Annotated in this window: 10 protein-coding genes and 1 pseudogene; 4 read left to right on the forward strand and 7 right to left on the reverse strand. The window is 38.7% G+C overall.

Going from position 1 to position 15,507, the window contains the following annotated elements:
* Positions 1–11 precede the first annotated feature (11 nt).
* Complete coding sequence (locus ACSVDH_RS26875) at positions 12–1,562, forward strand: polyamine aminopropyltransferase (RefSeq protein ID WP_439250551.1); 1,551 nt, start codon at positions 12–14, stop codon at positions 1,560–1,562.
* A 155-nt stretch (positions 1,563–1,717) separates the two neighbouring features.
* Here the strand turns inward: ACSVDH_RS26875 and ACSVDH_RS26880 are convergent, their stop codons facing one another.
* The 4 genes from ACSVDH_RS26880 to ACSVDH_RS26895 all read right to left on the reverse strand — a co-directional run bounded on the left by ACSVDH_RS26880 (position 1,718) and on the right by ACSVDH_RS26895 (position 5,227).
* Positions 1,718–2,302 carry a histidine phosphatase family protein gene (locus tag ACSVDH_RS26880; RefSeq protein ID WP_439250553.1) on the reverse strand — a complete coding sequence of 195 codons (585 nt, stop codon included), beginning with the start codon at positions 2,300–2,302 and terminating at the stop codon, positions 1,718–1,720.
* Between the two features lie 21 nt (positions 2,303–2,323).
* Positions 2,324–3,754, reverse strand: a complete 1,431-nt coding sequence (locus ACSVDH_RS26885; protein ID WP_439250555.1) for a sensor histidine kinase — start codon at positions 3,752–3,754, stop codon at positions 2,324–2,326.
* A gap of 4 nt (positions 3,755–3,758) precedes the next feature.
* Positions 3,759–4,967, reverse strand: a complete 1,209-nt coding sequence (locus ACSVDH_RS26890) for a beta-ketoacyl-[acyl-carrier-protein] synthase family protein (RefSeq protein WP_439250557.1) — start codon at positions 4,965–4,967, stop codon at positions 3,759–3,761.
* A gap of 80 nt (positions 4,968–5,047) precedes the next feature.
* The gene (locus ACSVDH_RS26895) at positions 5,048–5,227 is read right to left on the reverse strand and encodes a Spo0E family sporulation regulatory protein-aspartic acid phosphatase (RefSeq protein WP_439250559.1); all 180 of its coding nucleotides are present in this window, start codon (positions 5,225–5,227) and stop codon (positions 5,048–5,050) included.
* 161 nt (positions 5,228–5,388) lie between these two features.
* Here ACSVDH_RS26895 and ACSVDH_RS26900 point away from each other — a divergent pair, with 161 nt between their 5' ends.
* Positions 5,389–6,186, forward strand: a complete 798-nt coding sequence (locus ACSVDH_RS26900; RefSeq protein WP_439250561.1) for a DUF2935 domain-containing protein — start codon at positions 5,389–5,391, stop codon at positions 6,184–6,186.
* Positions 6,187–6,500: 314 nt separating this feature from the next.
* Here ACSVDH_RS26900 and ACSVDH_RS26905 read toward each other — a convergent pair whose 3' ends face one another.
* Positions 6,501–7,271, reverse strand: a complete 771-nt coding sequence (locus ACSVDH_RS26905; RefSeq protein WP_439250597.1) for a MeeY/MeeF family manganese export membrane protein — start codon at positions 7,269–7,271, stop codon at positions 6,501–6,503.
* A 1,100-nt stretch (positions 7,272–8,371) separates the two neighbouring features.
* Here ACSVDH_RS26905 and ACSVDH_RS26910 point away from each other — a divergent pair.
* Positions 8,372–9,970 (forward strand): annotated as a pseudogene (locus ACSVDH_RS26910) (PAS domain-containing sensor histidine kinase); the annotation flags it as partial.
* A gap of 661 nt (positions 9,971–10,631) precedes the next feature.
* Here the strand turns inward: ACSVDH_RS26910 and ACSVDH_RS26915 are convergent.
* Positions 10,632–11,417 carry an N-acetylmuramoyl-L-alanine amidase gene (locus ACSVDH_RS26915; RefSeq protein ID WP_439250563.1) on the reverse strand — a complete coding sequence of 262 codons (786 nt, stop codon included), beginning with the start codon at positions 11,415–11,417 and terminating at the stop codon, positions 10,632–10,634.
* Between the two features lie 369 nt (positions 11,418–11,786).
* Between ACSVDH_RS26915 and ACSVDH_RS26920 the strand changes: the two genes are divergently transcribed.
* Positions 11,787–11,981 carry an IDEAL domain-containing protein gene (locus ACSVDH_RS26920; protein WP_299093236.1) on the forward strand — a complete coding sequence of 65 codons (195 nt, stop codon included), beginning with the start codon at positions 11,787–11,789 and terminating at the stop codon, positions 11,979–11,981.
* 435 nt (positions 11,982–12,416) lie between these two features.
* Here ACSVDH_RS26920 and lacZ read toward each other — a convergent pair whose 3' ends face one another.
* Entirely contained in the window at positions 12,417–15,419 is a 3,003-nt protein-coding gene (gene lacZ / locus ACSVDH_RS26925) for a beta-galactosidase, LacZ type (RefSeq protein ID WP_439250565.1), read from the reverse strand.
* Between the last annotated feature and the right edge of the window lie 88 nt (positions 15,420–15,507).

Raw genomic sequence — 15,507 nt, forward strand, 5'->3', positions numbered from 1 at the left:
ACGACCATTTCGTGATCGAAGATTCTATAAAACGAAGCAAAGCGATTTACTGGGCATCAGGAATCGTTTCTGTATGCGGCATTATCTTTGAGGTATTATTCGGAGCGGCGGGCTCCTACCTGCTTGGTGACGGTGTCAAGCAATATACTCTCACCATTTCTCTTTTCCTTACCGGAATGGGCATCGGCGCATCAATCAGTGAAAAAGTGACGAAGAAATTGATTCTCTCATTTGTGTGGATTGAATATCTGATCGGCATCATCGCCGGCTTTTCGACCTTTTTGCTCTTTGGTGTTTCAGCCTTCCTAAGCTCCGGTATGGACGCCTTCTTTCTCTATGCGATTACGTTAATTGTTGGGGCGTTAACAGGAGTGGAGCTGCCCATCTTAATCAGAAAAGCAAATGAGATTGGTGTTACCGTAAAGAAAAGCACGGCTAAAGTACTGTTTTCCGACTATGCCGGCGGCTTAATTGGCGGTCTCCTTTTCGTCTACTTGCTCAGACCTGAATTCGGCCTTGTGAAAACAGCGTTTTTCGTCGCGATGATCAATGTTGGTGTAGCAATTTGGATTCTGCTATATTTCAAAAGCGAAATCAAAGGGTTCAAACGCCATTTCTCTGCCGGAATCGCTATTTTCATCTTGCTGACAGCTGGCGTGCTGTTTGGAGAAGAAACCGCGTTTTCCTTTGAACAAAAACTATACCGTGATCCCATTATTTATACAGAACGCAGCGAGTACCAGCAAATTATTTTAACCAAGGAGCAAGGCGATTTGCGTTTGTTCCTCGATGGCCAGCTGCAGTTTAGTTCAAGCGATGAATACCGCTACCATGAAACACTCGTCCACCCGGCGATGGCCACAGCGGAATCGAAGGAAAAGATTCTCATTCTCGGAGGCGGCGACGGCTTAGCCTTAAGGGAATTGCAAAAATATGAAGAAGTCGATTCCATGACACTTGTTGATCTCGATCCAAAGGTTGTAGAGCTCGGAAAAACCAACCGGGACATCGCATCCCTCAATGAACACGCATTTGAGGATGGACGAGTACATGTCAAAAATGAAGATGCCTTTCAATTTCTTCAACATGATCAGGGGTTTTATGATGTGATTCTCGTCGATCTGCCTGACCCGAATAATGAATCACTAAGCAAGCTGTACACCCTGGAATTCTATCAGCTGCTAAGAAACCATTTAACACCAGGCGGCTCTCTGATGATCCAAGCAACAAGCCCGACCTTTGCAACTGAGGTATACTGGTCGATTAATAAAACCGTCCAGGCAGCCAACCTGAAAACCGCCAACCTTCACGTTGATGTTCCAAGCTTCGGCGACTGGGGCTTTATATTAGCAAAAAGAGAAGCAGTCAACCTCGATGAAGCAGTCATAGAAGTTGAAACCAAATTCCTTACAACAGAAGGACTTAAAGGGCTGACTACATTTGGCAAGGATATTGACCAAGAAATAACAGATGAAAAAGGCAACACCGTTCCAATTGAAATAAATACACTAACACGTCCGACGATCATTGAGAAATATGAGAAGGCGTGGAGGAATTATTAGTGAACGGATTTCTTTCAAAAAGGGGTTGTCCGAAAAGTAACTTTTCAACCCAATCTTGATAAAAGAAAACCCAAGAATGCTGTTATATCAACATTCTTGGGTTTTAAATTTTGAGTTATATTACACTAAAATGGACTTTTTAGACAGCCCCTTTTCTATACTTCAAGAAATTTCGAAAGATGTGTAATCTGGTTGAAATCTTTAATCTTCCACTGTTCCTCCTGGAAATAAATATTGCTAATACACGCATTGATAAGTCTTGTCTTCCCCGCATCTATTTCCCCATTAGATAAGGAAGCGAGAATCGTAGTAATCACAACTCCATGGGCTACTAATAAAACTCTTTTATCTTTAAATGTTTCATTTATTTTCTGTATCCCTGCCATCACACGTGTTGTAATGGATAAATTAGTTTCCTCGTTTGGGTAGTTTCCATCTGGAAATGCAGCTTCTCTTTCCTCCAACATCAAACCTTCAGCATGACCGAACCCCTTTTCAACAAACTCTTCCATTTCGATTAATGGAACATCGATTTTCCTTTTAATAATTTCAGCTGTTTGCTTGGCTCGCTTCAGAGGACTTGTGACAATCACATCCCACTGAAACTCCTTTAAAAACTCGGCACACTCCTCTGCCTGGAAAACACCTGTCTCATTTAAAGGAATATCTGTCCTGCCTTGCAGCTTCCCGATTGCATTCCAATCCGTTTCTCCATGTCTGATGATACAAATTGAAGTCAATGTTTCTCCCCCTTTTTCCTATCAAAAATCACTAAAAGCAAATTGCGGCAAGGTAATTTGAAAGTGAGTTCCTTCAGGGCTGCTTTCGATCACGTTGATTTCTCCGCGATGCTCAAAAATGACTTTTTTTACATATGGCAAGCCTAGTCCTGATCCTCCCTCTTTATAAGAAATAAATGGATCAAAAATCGCTTCCCAGCATTCGAATTGGATTCCTTTTCCTGTATCAATTACATCAATGACGATTTTATCAGCATCGATATTTGTTTTAATCGTTATGTTTCGGTTTGTTCGTTCAGGCGGAATCGCTTCTGTACTATTTTTAATGAGATTGATAAACACCTGCTTCATATTGGTTTCATTTAAATAAACCTTCAACGTTTTAAATTTCCGTTCAAAATACACGTCTATCGCATGTTCTGATGTCAATTCAGCTGTTAATTTTATCGCTCGGTCAATGGTTTCATTTAGGTCGGTCAATTTATATTCAATCGATTTATGCTCGATATATTTCGTGTAATTTACCGTTAAATTATCAATTTGCTCGGCTGCTGTTTGGATCATTTCATTCATTTTTTTGCCTTGAGACGGTAAGGCTGTCAGCTCACTCAACAATTTTGAATAGCCTTTAATAATGACAAGTGAATTCTTCACCTCATGAACTAAACTTCCGGTTAAATTCCCTGTATAATCTAATTTCTTCTGACGTTCCAGTAACCGATTATAGTTGACGGTCATCACGGTATTCATTTTGACAAATGAAAAAATAATAATAACGGAGAAGATAATAATGCCTAAACTACTAAATAATGCTCCACTGCCGGGGATAAAATTTAATAACCCCGTTATAAATAGAAAAAAAGAACAAAAGAAAAAGGTCGCGATAAACTCTCTAAAAAATTGATTCTGAAAGCCTTTCGAAATGAGATAGGAAACAGCAAAGAAAAGAATAAAGCTTACAATATGAATAATATACAAAAATTGCAGCGGCCCATACTCAGGAAAATAGATAGAAGTGTTCGAGCCTGCGACCTTTATTACCTGAAGACCGCTAATGCCAAGTTCCGTCAAATTGATGACATAAATCATCGTGCTCCAGATTAATAAACAAACCAAAACGTATTTATTGTAGATCGAAAAGAGTACGCGATTCACTATTTTACTCTTTGAGAAGGCTGAATGCTTTTTAATGATAATATAGGATAAATAATAGACCAGAGGCACCAAAAAGGTTGGTCCCGCTCTAAATAGTTTAAATAACCATAATATCAATTCCTCAGAAAAGGTGTCCTGTAAATATAATACCGCAATATCTAATTGCCAAAAGCTAATGGAAACCATATAAAGCAGTAATGGAATTGCCAATTCAGAGCCTTTATATAGCTTTAAAGCAGAAATCGCTAAAACAATCGGAATAATCCCGATGATGGCGATTAAAAATGCTATGATCACTCTATCACCTACTGTAGTTATATCTTTTTACATAAGCACAAGCATTATTGCCTCCATGACCATGATTGGTGATCGCCACCTCATGAACCTCCTGATACAACGGTTCGGTGACAATATTCATTGCTTCAAATCCATCCTTTTGGGTACGTATAGTTGGGGGGATAAACCCTTGAGTTATACTAATTAATGAGGAAATAACCTGCAATACACCAGTAGCACCGTACGGATTTCCAATCATGCTTTTTATCGATGTATATGGGACACGATGGTTAAATAATTCCTTCGAAGCATATTCCTCGATCCGGTCATTTATTCTCCAGCCTAATGCCTGGCTATTGACGTAATCCGGTTTTCTTCCTTTCGTAACCTCTTTTAGGGCTTGTACCATTTGGGCTCCCGTTTCATCTACAGAATAAATAAAAACACCATCATTATTCGAAACAACTTGCTCGATTTCCCCTATGATTCTTGCATTTCTTTTTAATGCGTCCTCTTCTCTTTCAAGAATCAAAAATCCTGCCCCCTCTGCAATCGCAAAGCCCTTGCTTTTTTCGCTAAATGGGACAGCACCATCATCTAATCCTTGATTGATTGTGATTGATTTGGTTTTAGCAAATCCGTATGCAGCTATTTGATTAAGGACACTATCAGTTCCACCTACAACTGCTGCATCAATCATACCACTCTGTAAATAAACGATCGCATCTTGTATCGCTTCCAAGCTGGACGTGCATCCAGTGGTGATCGTTTTTGTGATTCCTTTTATCCCTAAATAGTGACCGATAGCGGAGGTAATGCTATGATAATTGGCAAAATGAGAAAAGGTAACAGGTACTTTTCGCAGATTGCCGTTGCTTATGTTCATAATTGATTCTCCGTATATCTTATCACCAATTGCTCCGACTGAAACTCCTACAAAAAGTCCAACTTTTTGATCAGATAAGCTGGATAGCTTTGCATGCTTCATCGCTTCCATTCCCGCAGCCATGCCTAAAAGCGTCACTCTTGGTAAACGTTTAAAGCGTTTATCAGATTCATATTCTTCTAATCCTCTATCAATACGGCCAATAATCATCGTATCTCCATTTGGCAAAAGATTTGTAACAGCTTCTAAACAACAGGTCCCATTTTTCAAATGATGGATAAACTGTGCAATATTCGTTGATTTTGGCGCTTTTACTCCATAACCCGTTACAACGATTTTACTTTTCAAGCAAACCACCCTTTTCTTGCTTTTATACTCATTATATAATAGGTAGTCTAATTGTCATCGTTTATTGTGGGTCATAATAACTATTTTCGTTGCTTATCCGAGAGCCTTTTCATCTGTTTTTGATAGATGATAATCTTTTGGTCCAGCTGCTGGCTAACCTTTAACACTTCACCTTCAGAATAACAATCTGTATTTTTCCCGATTTGATATAACTGCTCTTGTAAACATTGTATTTCCTTCTGCAACTGAATAAGGTTCATGATCCACCCCATTAAAGCAATTAATTATTAAATTATACCATCAACCTGCTGATATTTTACTATTTCTTACAATGAAGGATCCTCAAATATAGTGCACATATAAAGCAAGGAAAAGGAATAAGATGACAATGATAGCTATTACTAGCCACGGGGGTGGGAGGATGACAAATTTATTTGTAAGCAGGTCCTTAAATGAAATTCGTTTCTGGTCAAGAATTATGAAGGAGCACGCTTTATTTTTAAGCTTAGGATTTGACCATGATGATGACAGGCGGCTGGTGGAGGAAGCGAAACAATTTATTGCCTTATTCGAAAGGATTGAACAGCAGCTTAGCGGGTTTTCAGCGAATTCGGACCCTGATCAAATTCGACAATTTAATAATCAGGTTTATCAGGCAGCTGCTGCGATTTGGGCTTATAAACGAAAGGTACTCGGTCTCATTTTACGTTGTGAAATCAGATCAAATAACTTTGCCTTATTAGTTGATCACGTCAGTCGGGAAGCCGCTTATTTTGCAAATCGTTTAAAGGAATTAAATGAGGGCAAGCTGAAGCCTTTGCCTGAAGCGATCATTAAAGAAAATGTCTTCTTTCTTAAAATTATGGCTGACCATGCCAAGTTTATTGGCCATCTCCTTGATCCTTCTGAAAGAAAATTGGTTGAGCAAGCCCGGGAGTTTAGCCATGATTTTGACCAGCTTTTATACCAAGCGATTGATTTAGATTCCATGCGTCCGCAATCTGAAACACCACCACTCTTAGACCAATTCCTGGATCAAAACCGGGTTTCGGTCGTTTCTTTACGTGATTTTAAAAAGACAGCAAGAGACTTAATAGAGGCATGCCGGATTAAAAGCAATATTCATCCTTTGCTTGCTGACCACACATTCCGCGAAGCTTCGAGATTTCTTGAAATCATTGATATGTTTGAAGCACATCTTAAACAGAAGCAAGGTTAATTGAGTAGAATAAGGAGATTGCTAAACAGACCTGGCATTATTCATATTTAAAAACCGACCTATCTACATTCAGAATGGTCGGTTTTAGGTTGCGTTCCATTATTTTGTTTGTGAGATATTATTGACAATTTGCAGCAACGCCTCTGCCTCAATTAGTGCAGAAACCAAGGCGTTAAATGCGATTGTGTTCTGATTAGAAAAGTAAAGAATTAAAGGAAATAGATATAAACATCCTAATATCCTTAATGAACTAACGAATGGTATTGATTTAAGAAACCCTAAGAAAAGCGCAAGGCTCTAAGCATTCGGGCTATTCAACTTGCATTTTCTGTTTTTTCCCTTTTCTCTGCTTCTTCTTTATTCAAGAACCAGCCTGCTGCAGCAATCCCAATTAATACGGTATAGAAGGTCAGCTTCCACTCTTTTGAATGTGCAAATTCATAGGAAATAACGCCTATATCCGGATGACCTAATGTTAAGACTGCAAGCTTAACACCAACCCAGCCGACAATCGCAAACGCCGCAATTTCCAAGCCTGGCTTCGCATTGAGCAGCTTGACAAAGAGATTAGCCGCAAAACGCATAATGATCAAACCAATTAATCCCCCTGCAAAAATAACGAGAAACTTACCGCCATCCATTCCGCCAATCTGCGGAAGATTTGTGTTTGGCAATGTCATCGCCAGGGCAACCGCAGCTAAGATAGAATCAATCGCAAATGCAATGTCCGCCAATTCCACTTTGATAACCGTCCCCCAAAAGCCAGCTTTCTTTTTTTCTTTTTCTACGTGATCTACGTCCTTCTTCTTGAGGATGGTTTTCCTCAAAATATGATTGATCGCAATAAATAACAGATATAAAGCACCTATCGCTTGAACCTGCCAAACATCGACAAGGAAAGAAATAATAAATAATGATGCAAAGCGGAAGACAAAGGCTCCTGCAAGTCCGTAAAATAGCGCCTTTTTCCTTTCCTTCTCAGGGAGATGCTTCACCATAATCGCCAATACAAGCGCATTATCCGCTGCCAGCAAACCTTCGAGGGCAACTAATAAGACCAATACCCATCCATATTCGAACAACATAGAAAGTTCCAATCATATTCCTCCTTTACTTTCACTATTCATGTCTCCCGAGTTCCAATCATAACTTTCTTGAAAAGAATCCTTTGAGTTTAAATGATCCCTGCTCAGCTCCAGCTTGAAACCAGCCTTAGTTAAGCCATTTATAAGGAATCTGCACTCACTCATTCCATTTGTCTTCTCTCCTTTATCTAGGTCCTCCGTAAATGAGCATAAAAAAACCTTTGCCAAAAATGGCAAAGGTTTTTTAGACAATAAAAGACCTTTACCAATGGCAAAGGTCTTGCTAACAACAAATTCGTTGCCAACAAAGCCGAGAGATGTAAAACCTCTGAAATGACGACTTTGCTGTAAAAGCTACTCCCCTTTAGGAGAACGATATCAATTTATACTTCAAATATAATGAACAAACAGCGGAGTTGTCAATTACTTTTTTGAATTTTCTCCTGACGTATGGTAACGTCTCTTTACATTATTTTCCCCATTGTGAAGGTGATGCGTCCCCCTTTTTTATGCAGTTGCCAGGCTTCTTCAGAAATCGAAAACGGTGATGCATCAACAATGTAAAAAATCATGCATAAACGATAAAAAACAGTCGAGAGCCAAACCTTTGATAGAATAAAACTACTATTTTTAGGGTAAATAGACTAATTAAAAATAGAGCTATTGTACGAGAAATTTATTTCACTTGTATGATAAAGTAGAATATTGGTGAATTAAGTCGAATTATATAGTTTTTTGAGTTAAAATTCATTGCGCAAGAAGTTGATAACTTTCAAGGGAATTTGAAAAAATTGGTTACTTTAACAGTCACCCAGAATTGATTTAAGAATGAATGGTAGCAGCAAGTTTTTTATCATTTGAAATTTATATGCTTATTTATGATTACAGTAATGATTATTTTGAAATTAAACATGGTTTTAATGAAGTCTTATTAGTGAAACATTTAGATTTAACACCTCTAGAATAGGCAACTCAAATGGATAAATAGTCTGTATGAACGTGTCTTTAACTTAAAAGAAGAGTTAAGAATTCGCTTCGAATACATTGTTACGTTCATTAAAGCCTTATAAAAATAGAGGGAGATTTTTTAAATGATTCACAATAATTTTTTTATTATTCTTATTATTTTTTCGTTCTTGGTTATCACGGGTATACTTATTCGAGTAGTAATGGAGCGAAAAAAGATACAAGTGGAACTAAGGATGACCAAAGAACGACTGGAATCATTCATCAGTCATAACCTGGATGCTATTATTATATCTGATTTAAAAGGACATATTTTACAAGCTAATAAAGCTTATGAGGAGATGATGGGTTGGTCTATACAAGAAATCAAAGGACAAACATTACCATGTGTACCTGATTTTTTAATAGATCGATCTTTCGAAAACATTTCAAAGATAATATCTGGAGAATCAATTAACACGAAGTGGGAAACAGTTAGACAACGAAAAGATGGAAGTCTTATTGATGTAAGTGTAACGCTTTCACCTATTCTAGATTCAAATGGTAATGTGATTTCTTTATCAGCAATCTATAGAGATATTTCCGAAAGAAAACAAATAGAAAGAGACCTCCATCGATTACATCAACAATTACAGGAAAGTGAAAAAAAATACCGTGTTCTATTTGAACAGTCACCTGATGCCGTATACTTAGTGGAATTGAATGAAGAGCATTTTCCAACTCGATTTCTTGAAGTAAACCCAGTTGGGTGTGAAAGATTTGGGTACAGTAGGGACGAACTTCTCTCGATGCCATTTCCAAAAATTGATTCTCAAAATTCTACTATGTTTAAAAGAACTGTAGAAAAAATCAGAGAAGGAAAACGTTCTTTCACTTTACAAGACGAATTTGTTTTTATAAAAACAGGTAAAAAAATAAATAATGAGTTTAGTGTCCGTGTTTTTAACTTGAATGGAAAGGAAGTTTTATTGCTTATCTCTCGAGATATTACCGAACGGTTAAAAACGAAAGAATTTTTACGGAAATCAGAGAAGCTTGCAATTGTAGGGCAATTAGCTACTGCAATCGCCCATGAAATTAACAATCCTTTAACTTCAATGAAAGGATTTATAAAATTACTAAAATCAACAGAAAATGAGAACAAGCAGCTTTATATAGATGTGGTGTTGTCAGAGATGAATCGAATAGAAAGTATTGCCAATGAATTTATGGCAGTGGCCAAGCCACAGGCAGTAAAGTTTCAGCCGAATAGCTTACATAGATTATTAGAACAAGTTTTCACGCTAATTAAACCCAGAGCCTTGATGAATAATGTTCAAATTATTACAAGGTTTGAATCTGAGATTCCGTTGATTCTTTGTGAAGGGGCTCAATTAAAACAAGTATTTATCAATATCTTAAAAAATGCCATTGAAGCAATGTCAATGGGAGGAAACATTTTGGTTCAAATTGATAAACCTGATAATGATCAAGTAAGTATTCGTTTTATCGATGAAGGGTGCGGGATTCCAAAAGAACGTATCCCATATCTCGGAGAACCTTTTTACAGTATCAAAGAAGAAGGAATCGGTTTAGGATTAATGATCTGTTATAAAATTATTGAAACACATCAAGGAAAGATCATGATTGAAAGTGAAGTGAATAAAGGAACGACAGTTAATGTCATTCTCCCTATCTATAATCTTCAAAATCAAGACATTCATTCATTTTCAAATACTGAAGTGAGAGAGTAGTTTAAACCTTTCAATGAAAATAAGCGACCTTGTTCATCCTAATTAGAATCACAAGGTCGCTTACACTATTTCCTCACTCATTATTTTTACTAATCCTTTCATTATTACAGGGAGTTGATTTTTATAAAAAAGCACTAACCTGTTTCATTTTTCTTTAGATAATGATTATTTTGATCCCCAGCGTAAGTAGCACATAAAATACGCCTTCGCCTTTCGCTATTCTGGTGGTATCACCCTCTTTTTCTATGTATTAGCTATAGCTTGTACTAATTATATAAAATAAGCTCCTTATTGTAAATACCAAAAATTAAAAATTTTCAGAAAAATTAGTTTAATTGTAGGAAAATGACTAATTTTTGCTTTTTTTGTCCTGTTACTTAACCTAAAAGCTTTGAACTAGAAGAGAACAACAATTTTAATTGTGTAAGTAGGAAATAAATTTCATCTGATGGGATTTGATTGACAGATGATAATCTGTGTTTTGTCAGACGTCCCCCATATAGTACATTTTTTAACATTTAAAACTAGAAGTAATCTCACTAACTGTATCTCCGGATTTAACAATATAAAAAAGGAATTGGGGAGTACTTGATATGGCTTAATGACAGGGTAGTTACTACTCTGTCATTAAGCCATATCAGTTGGCCTTATCAGTAATCCGCTATTTTGTAATGATAAAAGCATCTTCAATTCCAAGGTTTTGAACAACGTCAAGTCTGACTTCAGCCAGATCTCGGTTACGAAAGGCTCCGGATTGAACTCTATATTTAGTAACACCATCAATTTCTGTTGTAACGACAATAGCTTCTATTCCATTTGATCTTAAGAAATTTCTGCGTTGTTGGGCGTTGTCAAGTGATACAAAACTTCCAGCTATCACGACATACAAATCCACATTTATTCTCGGTAGTGCTAACGCTCTAGCGAGTCCTTCACCAATGGCGTTCCCCAACTTTTCTAGAAACGTCTTGTTTCGCAAAAGATTTAAGTCAAAATTGGTATCGATAAATAGATTTTCCAACAATATAGAAGACATATTAGTTTCACGAAGAACGTGAAAATTTGCTCGTTTCATACCGCGATCTCGAACACCGTAGGGGCGAATTTGGCTCATGACATAGTTGTGAATCGTCTCTTGAGCTCTAACGGTTTGCTCAGACACGGAACCATTATAAATATAACTCTCCCAACCTGTTCCTCCGCCTGCATTAATATGAATGGAGCAGAAATAGTCGGCGTTCACTTGATTAGCTAGATTTGTTCGAGTAAACAAACTGAGTTCCGTATCCGTTGATCTTGTCATGATAACATTGACATCATAATGTTTCCGTAAATAGTTACGTGTCATTAAAGCTATATCTAAGTTGAATGTTTTTTCAAAAAAGGACTGATTCACGGCACCGGAGTCGGTTCCACCGTGCCCAGGGTCCAATACAATTGTGGTCATAAAAAACCTCCTTTGCTTGTACTGTATGTGGGATAAGCAACAGAGGAAACTATTAAATACCTATTTTTTGATAGAATAGTGAATTCATGTACTAGATTACTTTAATTTGATCCTTACTTATATAGTAGGAACGGATATACACCCTGGTGCCAACGAGTAAAAAAGCAAAATTTTTCCTGTTGATTAAATAAGAGGGAACCATTAACATGTCTTTTTCTGATAAAGAAATGTAACAAAACTCATCTAATGTTTTTCTTATTTGACTTCGGAAGCGCCGTTGAAATTGTTGTATTAAATTTCCAGATTAAATGTTTTGAAAATTTCAAAAATGGGTAGTATAATAGAAAAAAGGTCTAGGAGTTGATTTTTATGGAAAAGAATTTGCTTCATTCACCAAACACTGAAGGTAATGTGATCGATGCCCTATTAGCTGAAATGGTGTTAGACAAAGCTCTGCTTGATTTCCGAAAAGAAACGATCCAAAAGAAAATCGACCAATCCTTGCGAGATAAAAACAAACATGAATTTTTACGATTAACAGAGGAATTAAAGAGTATTTCTTAAATCATCATATAAGAGCCCTTATCTAACTCGGTTTTAGATAAGGGCTTTTTGTATGGGTGATCGTGGCTCAATCACCGCTATTCACCTGGCATCACGAGGGCAGTGGTTCAATTTCCTCAATTGATGGTTCATTTATCGTAATCTGTGGTTCATTACCTGCATTTTGTGGTTCAATTCCCCGAATTCGTGGTTCAATCACCGCTATTCACCTGGCATCACGAGGGCAATGGTTCAATTTCCTCAATTGATGGTTCATTTATCGTAATCCGTGGTTCATTACCCACCTTTTGTGGTTCAATTCCCCGAATTCGTGGTTCAATCACCGCTATTCACGTGGCATCCCTCTTCCCATGGTTCAAATCGAAACAAAAACCCCTTCCTTCCAGGCAGCATCGTTTCCTACATGCCCAACAAGAAGGAGTCATTCCCTATCAATTACAGCGGCTGAATCACAAATTCAAAATCGAAATTCTGATCAGCTTTGATGTGGTATTCTTCATGCACAGGGGCGCCCCAGCTGTCGTCGCCTCCTACGCCCATGTGGCGCCCAGCTACTGTCACTACTGTGTAGTGGATGTTTGGCAGCTCGTAATGGTGGGCGGCGTTTTCGAGTTCAAATGCCGTGTATGGTGAAACATTACACTGGAATGGTTTCTCCTTATAGGCAATTTTGATGCCTGCCTCATTTCCATCGGCGATTTTTACATAGCGGACGCCTGTGCGCCCACCTGATTCCTGTGGGACGAGGTACGCTGACACGTTATCCTCGGCTTTGTTTTTAAAGATGCCCAGTCTTGCTCCTTGTGCGCGGTCCTCGTAATTTTCTTCCGGTCCTTGCGCATACCATGTTAGCTGATTGTAATCAGCTGATAGTTTAAAGGACATTGCATGGATGGGCAGATCAGGTAACTGGCTTGCACCGGCATAGGAATAGCTCACATGAATATAGCCGTTCGGATAAACTGTGTAAGCAGTCACTACATGCACATCTTTGCTAATTGGAAGTTCGTATTTAAAGGAAACCGTCACTTTATCCGTTTGTTCCTCAATATCAATCGCGGTACATTTTCTAAATAAGCTTGATGTGTACCAGCCATGTGAATCAAATGCGAAATGATTTCCTTTGTCATTATCGGTCATTGCCCGCCAGAACAGCGGGTACGGCGGCGCGGCAATCATTTCGTTTCCAGCATAGTTAAGCGAGACAAGTGATCCTTGCGCTCTTGAAAATAACACACTAAAGTTTGTGCCGTGAACGCCGATATTCACATCACCATGGACAACATGAAATGCTGAGTCTTTCACAACAGGCAGTGTTTCGACTTTTTCCACATCATAAATAAATTGTCCAAATGCCACCTCATGGCCTTGGTCTGCCCAGATTGTTTTTTCTTTTAAATGAAGCGAAGTATGGATCGCATATTCTCCAACCTCTTCAAACTCAGGCAATTCCAGTGCTATATATTTTTCTTCTTGCGCGGGAACGTCAAGCTCAAGCGATTTCGTAAACACTTCGTTTCCTTCACGATAAACCGTGCATTGCAGCTCGTAGGCATCCGTTCCTGCAAAAAGCTGTTCATTTTTCACAAGAACGCCCTGCTGATCAGGGATTAGCTTGATGTCTTGATACAAAAACTTAACTTCCTGCATTTTTGGCGACAGTCTGCGATCTGCATAAACAATTCCATTGCCGCAGAAATTGTAGTCTGTCGGACGGTCTCCAAAATCTCCGCCATAGGCTTGAAATTCATTACCATAACGATCTTTTTTGATCAGCGACTGGTCGATGAAATCCCAAATGAACCCGCCTTGATACATCGGGTATTTCGCTTCAAGGTCTGTATACTTGTGCATGCCACCGAGTGAATTGCCCATGGCATGGATATATTCACAGCTGATATACGGCTTTTCCGGATTATCCTCTAAATACTCGATAATATCCGCTGGCTTAGCATACATGCGGCTTTCCATATCACTTGTTTCGTTGTAATCGCGATTATGGAAAACTCCTTCGTAATGAACGAGACGACCTGGGTCTACTGATTTAAAATATTTCGAGACATTTAAAATCACTTCACCTGCGTATGATTCATTTCCGCACGACCAAATCAGGATAGAAGGGTGATTTTTATCTCGCTCAAACATGGAGATTGCACGGTCCATGACAATCTCCTGCCATTCAGGCTTGTTTCCAGGGATATTCCAAGACGGCTCAACGGCGCCCAACTTTTGCCATGATCCATGTGTTTCCAAATTCATTTCATCGATGACATAGAGACCATATTCATCGCAAAGCTCATACCACTCGGTTTGGTTCGGATAATGCGATGTCCGTACCGCATTGATGTTGTTCTGCTTCATTGTTTTAATATCCCAAAGCATATCCTCTTTTGTGACAGCACGGCCGCGGCGGCAATTGAATTCATGGCGGTTGACACCTTTGAAAACTATTCGTTTGCCATTCAAATGCATGACCTTATTTTTCATTTCAAATCTTCTAAAGCCGACCTTTTGCGGAATGACTTCCATCAGCTTTCCTGAAGCGTCAAACACGGAAATAAACAACTGGTATAAATACGGTGATTCAGCGCTCCATAGGTGAGGATGTTCCACTGATAGCTGACATGCACCAACAGCATCGGCTGCTCCCTCAGCTACCATTTTTCCCTCCGCATCTTCCAGTCTCAACAAAATATCAGCAGATAGTTTCGTATCAACATGTAAAACCGCTTTTGTAAACGAATCATCGAGCTCCGTACGGACATGAAGATCCTGCACATGAATCTCAGGCACTGTGTACAAATACACGTCACGGAATATTCCGGAAAAGCGCCAGAAATCCTGATCCTCCAGCCAGCTTCCCGTACTTCGTTGATACACCTCAACTGCCAGCTTATTTTCCCCATCCTTGACATATGATGTTAAATCAAATTCCGATGGCGTAAAGCTGTCTTCGCTGTATCCGACAAATTGGCCGTTCAGCCAGACATAAAACGCAGATTCAACCCCTTGAAAAGAAATAAATAACGGTTTATTCACCATGTTTTCTGGCACCGTAAAGGTTTTCACATAGCTGCCGACAGGATTAAAGCTTTCAGTAATTTCCGGAGGCCGTACATGTGTCACCCCATCCCATGGATACATCGTATTCACATATTGCGGATTTCCGTAGCCTTGCAGCTGGATATGGCCCGGCACTTGAATTGTATCCCAGCCGCTGCAGTCAAAATCGGCTTGATAAAACGATTTTGCCCTCGTCTCCGGATTCACTGCATATGAAAATTTCCAGCTGCCATTCAGACTATGTCTCCACTTCATCGGACGGCGTTCTCTTGCCTCTTGAACTGTTTCATAGTATAGGTGATCAGAATGGGCTGGAATTCGATTGACAGCAAACACATTTATATCTGTCAGCCATTTTTCTGTAGGTGTCGTCATATCAGTTTCACTTCTCTTTCTTTATTAAATTGGCTCCATTTTCTTTTTTCTAACAAAGAAGGAGGTGACGAAAACAATCGGTCCCCTC

It is taken from the genome of Metabacillus sp. Hm71 (assembly GCF_051842955.2).
Classification (GTDB): domain Bacteria; phylum Bacillota; class Bacilli; order Bacillales; family Bacillaceae; genus Metabacillus.

Bases quoted from the DNA above. Each gene is read 5' to 3' on its own strand.
- lacZ (WP_439250565.1), bottom strand. From the start codon at position 15,419: ATGACGACACCTACAGAAAAATGGCTGACAGATATAAATGTGTTTGCT.
- ACSVDH_RS26920 (WP_299093236.1), top strand. From the start codon at position 11,787: ATGGAAAAGAATTTGCTTCATTCACCAAACACTGAAGGTAATGTGATC.
- ACSVDH_RS26915 (WP_439250563.1), bottom strand. From the start codon at position 11,417: ATGACCACAATTGTATTGGACCCTGGGCACGGTGGAACCGACTCCGGT.
- ACSVDH_RS26895 (WP_439250559.1), bottom strand. From the start codon at position 5,227: ATGAACCTTATTCAGTTGCAGAAGGAAATACAATGTTTACAAGAGCAG.
- ACSVDH_RS26905 (WP_439250597.1), bottom strand. From the start codon at position 7,271: ATGTTGTTCGAATATGGATGGGTATTGGTCTTATTAGTTGCCCTCGAA.
- ACSVDH_RS26900 (WP_439250561.1), top strand. From the start codon at position 5,389: ATGACAAATTTATTTGTAAGCAGGTCCTTAAATGAAATTCGTTTCTGG.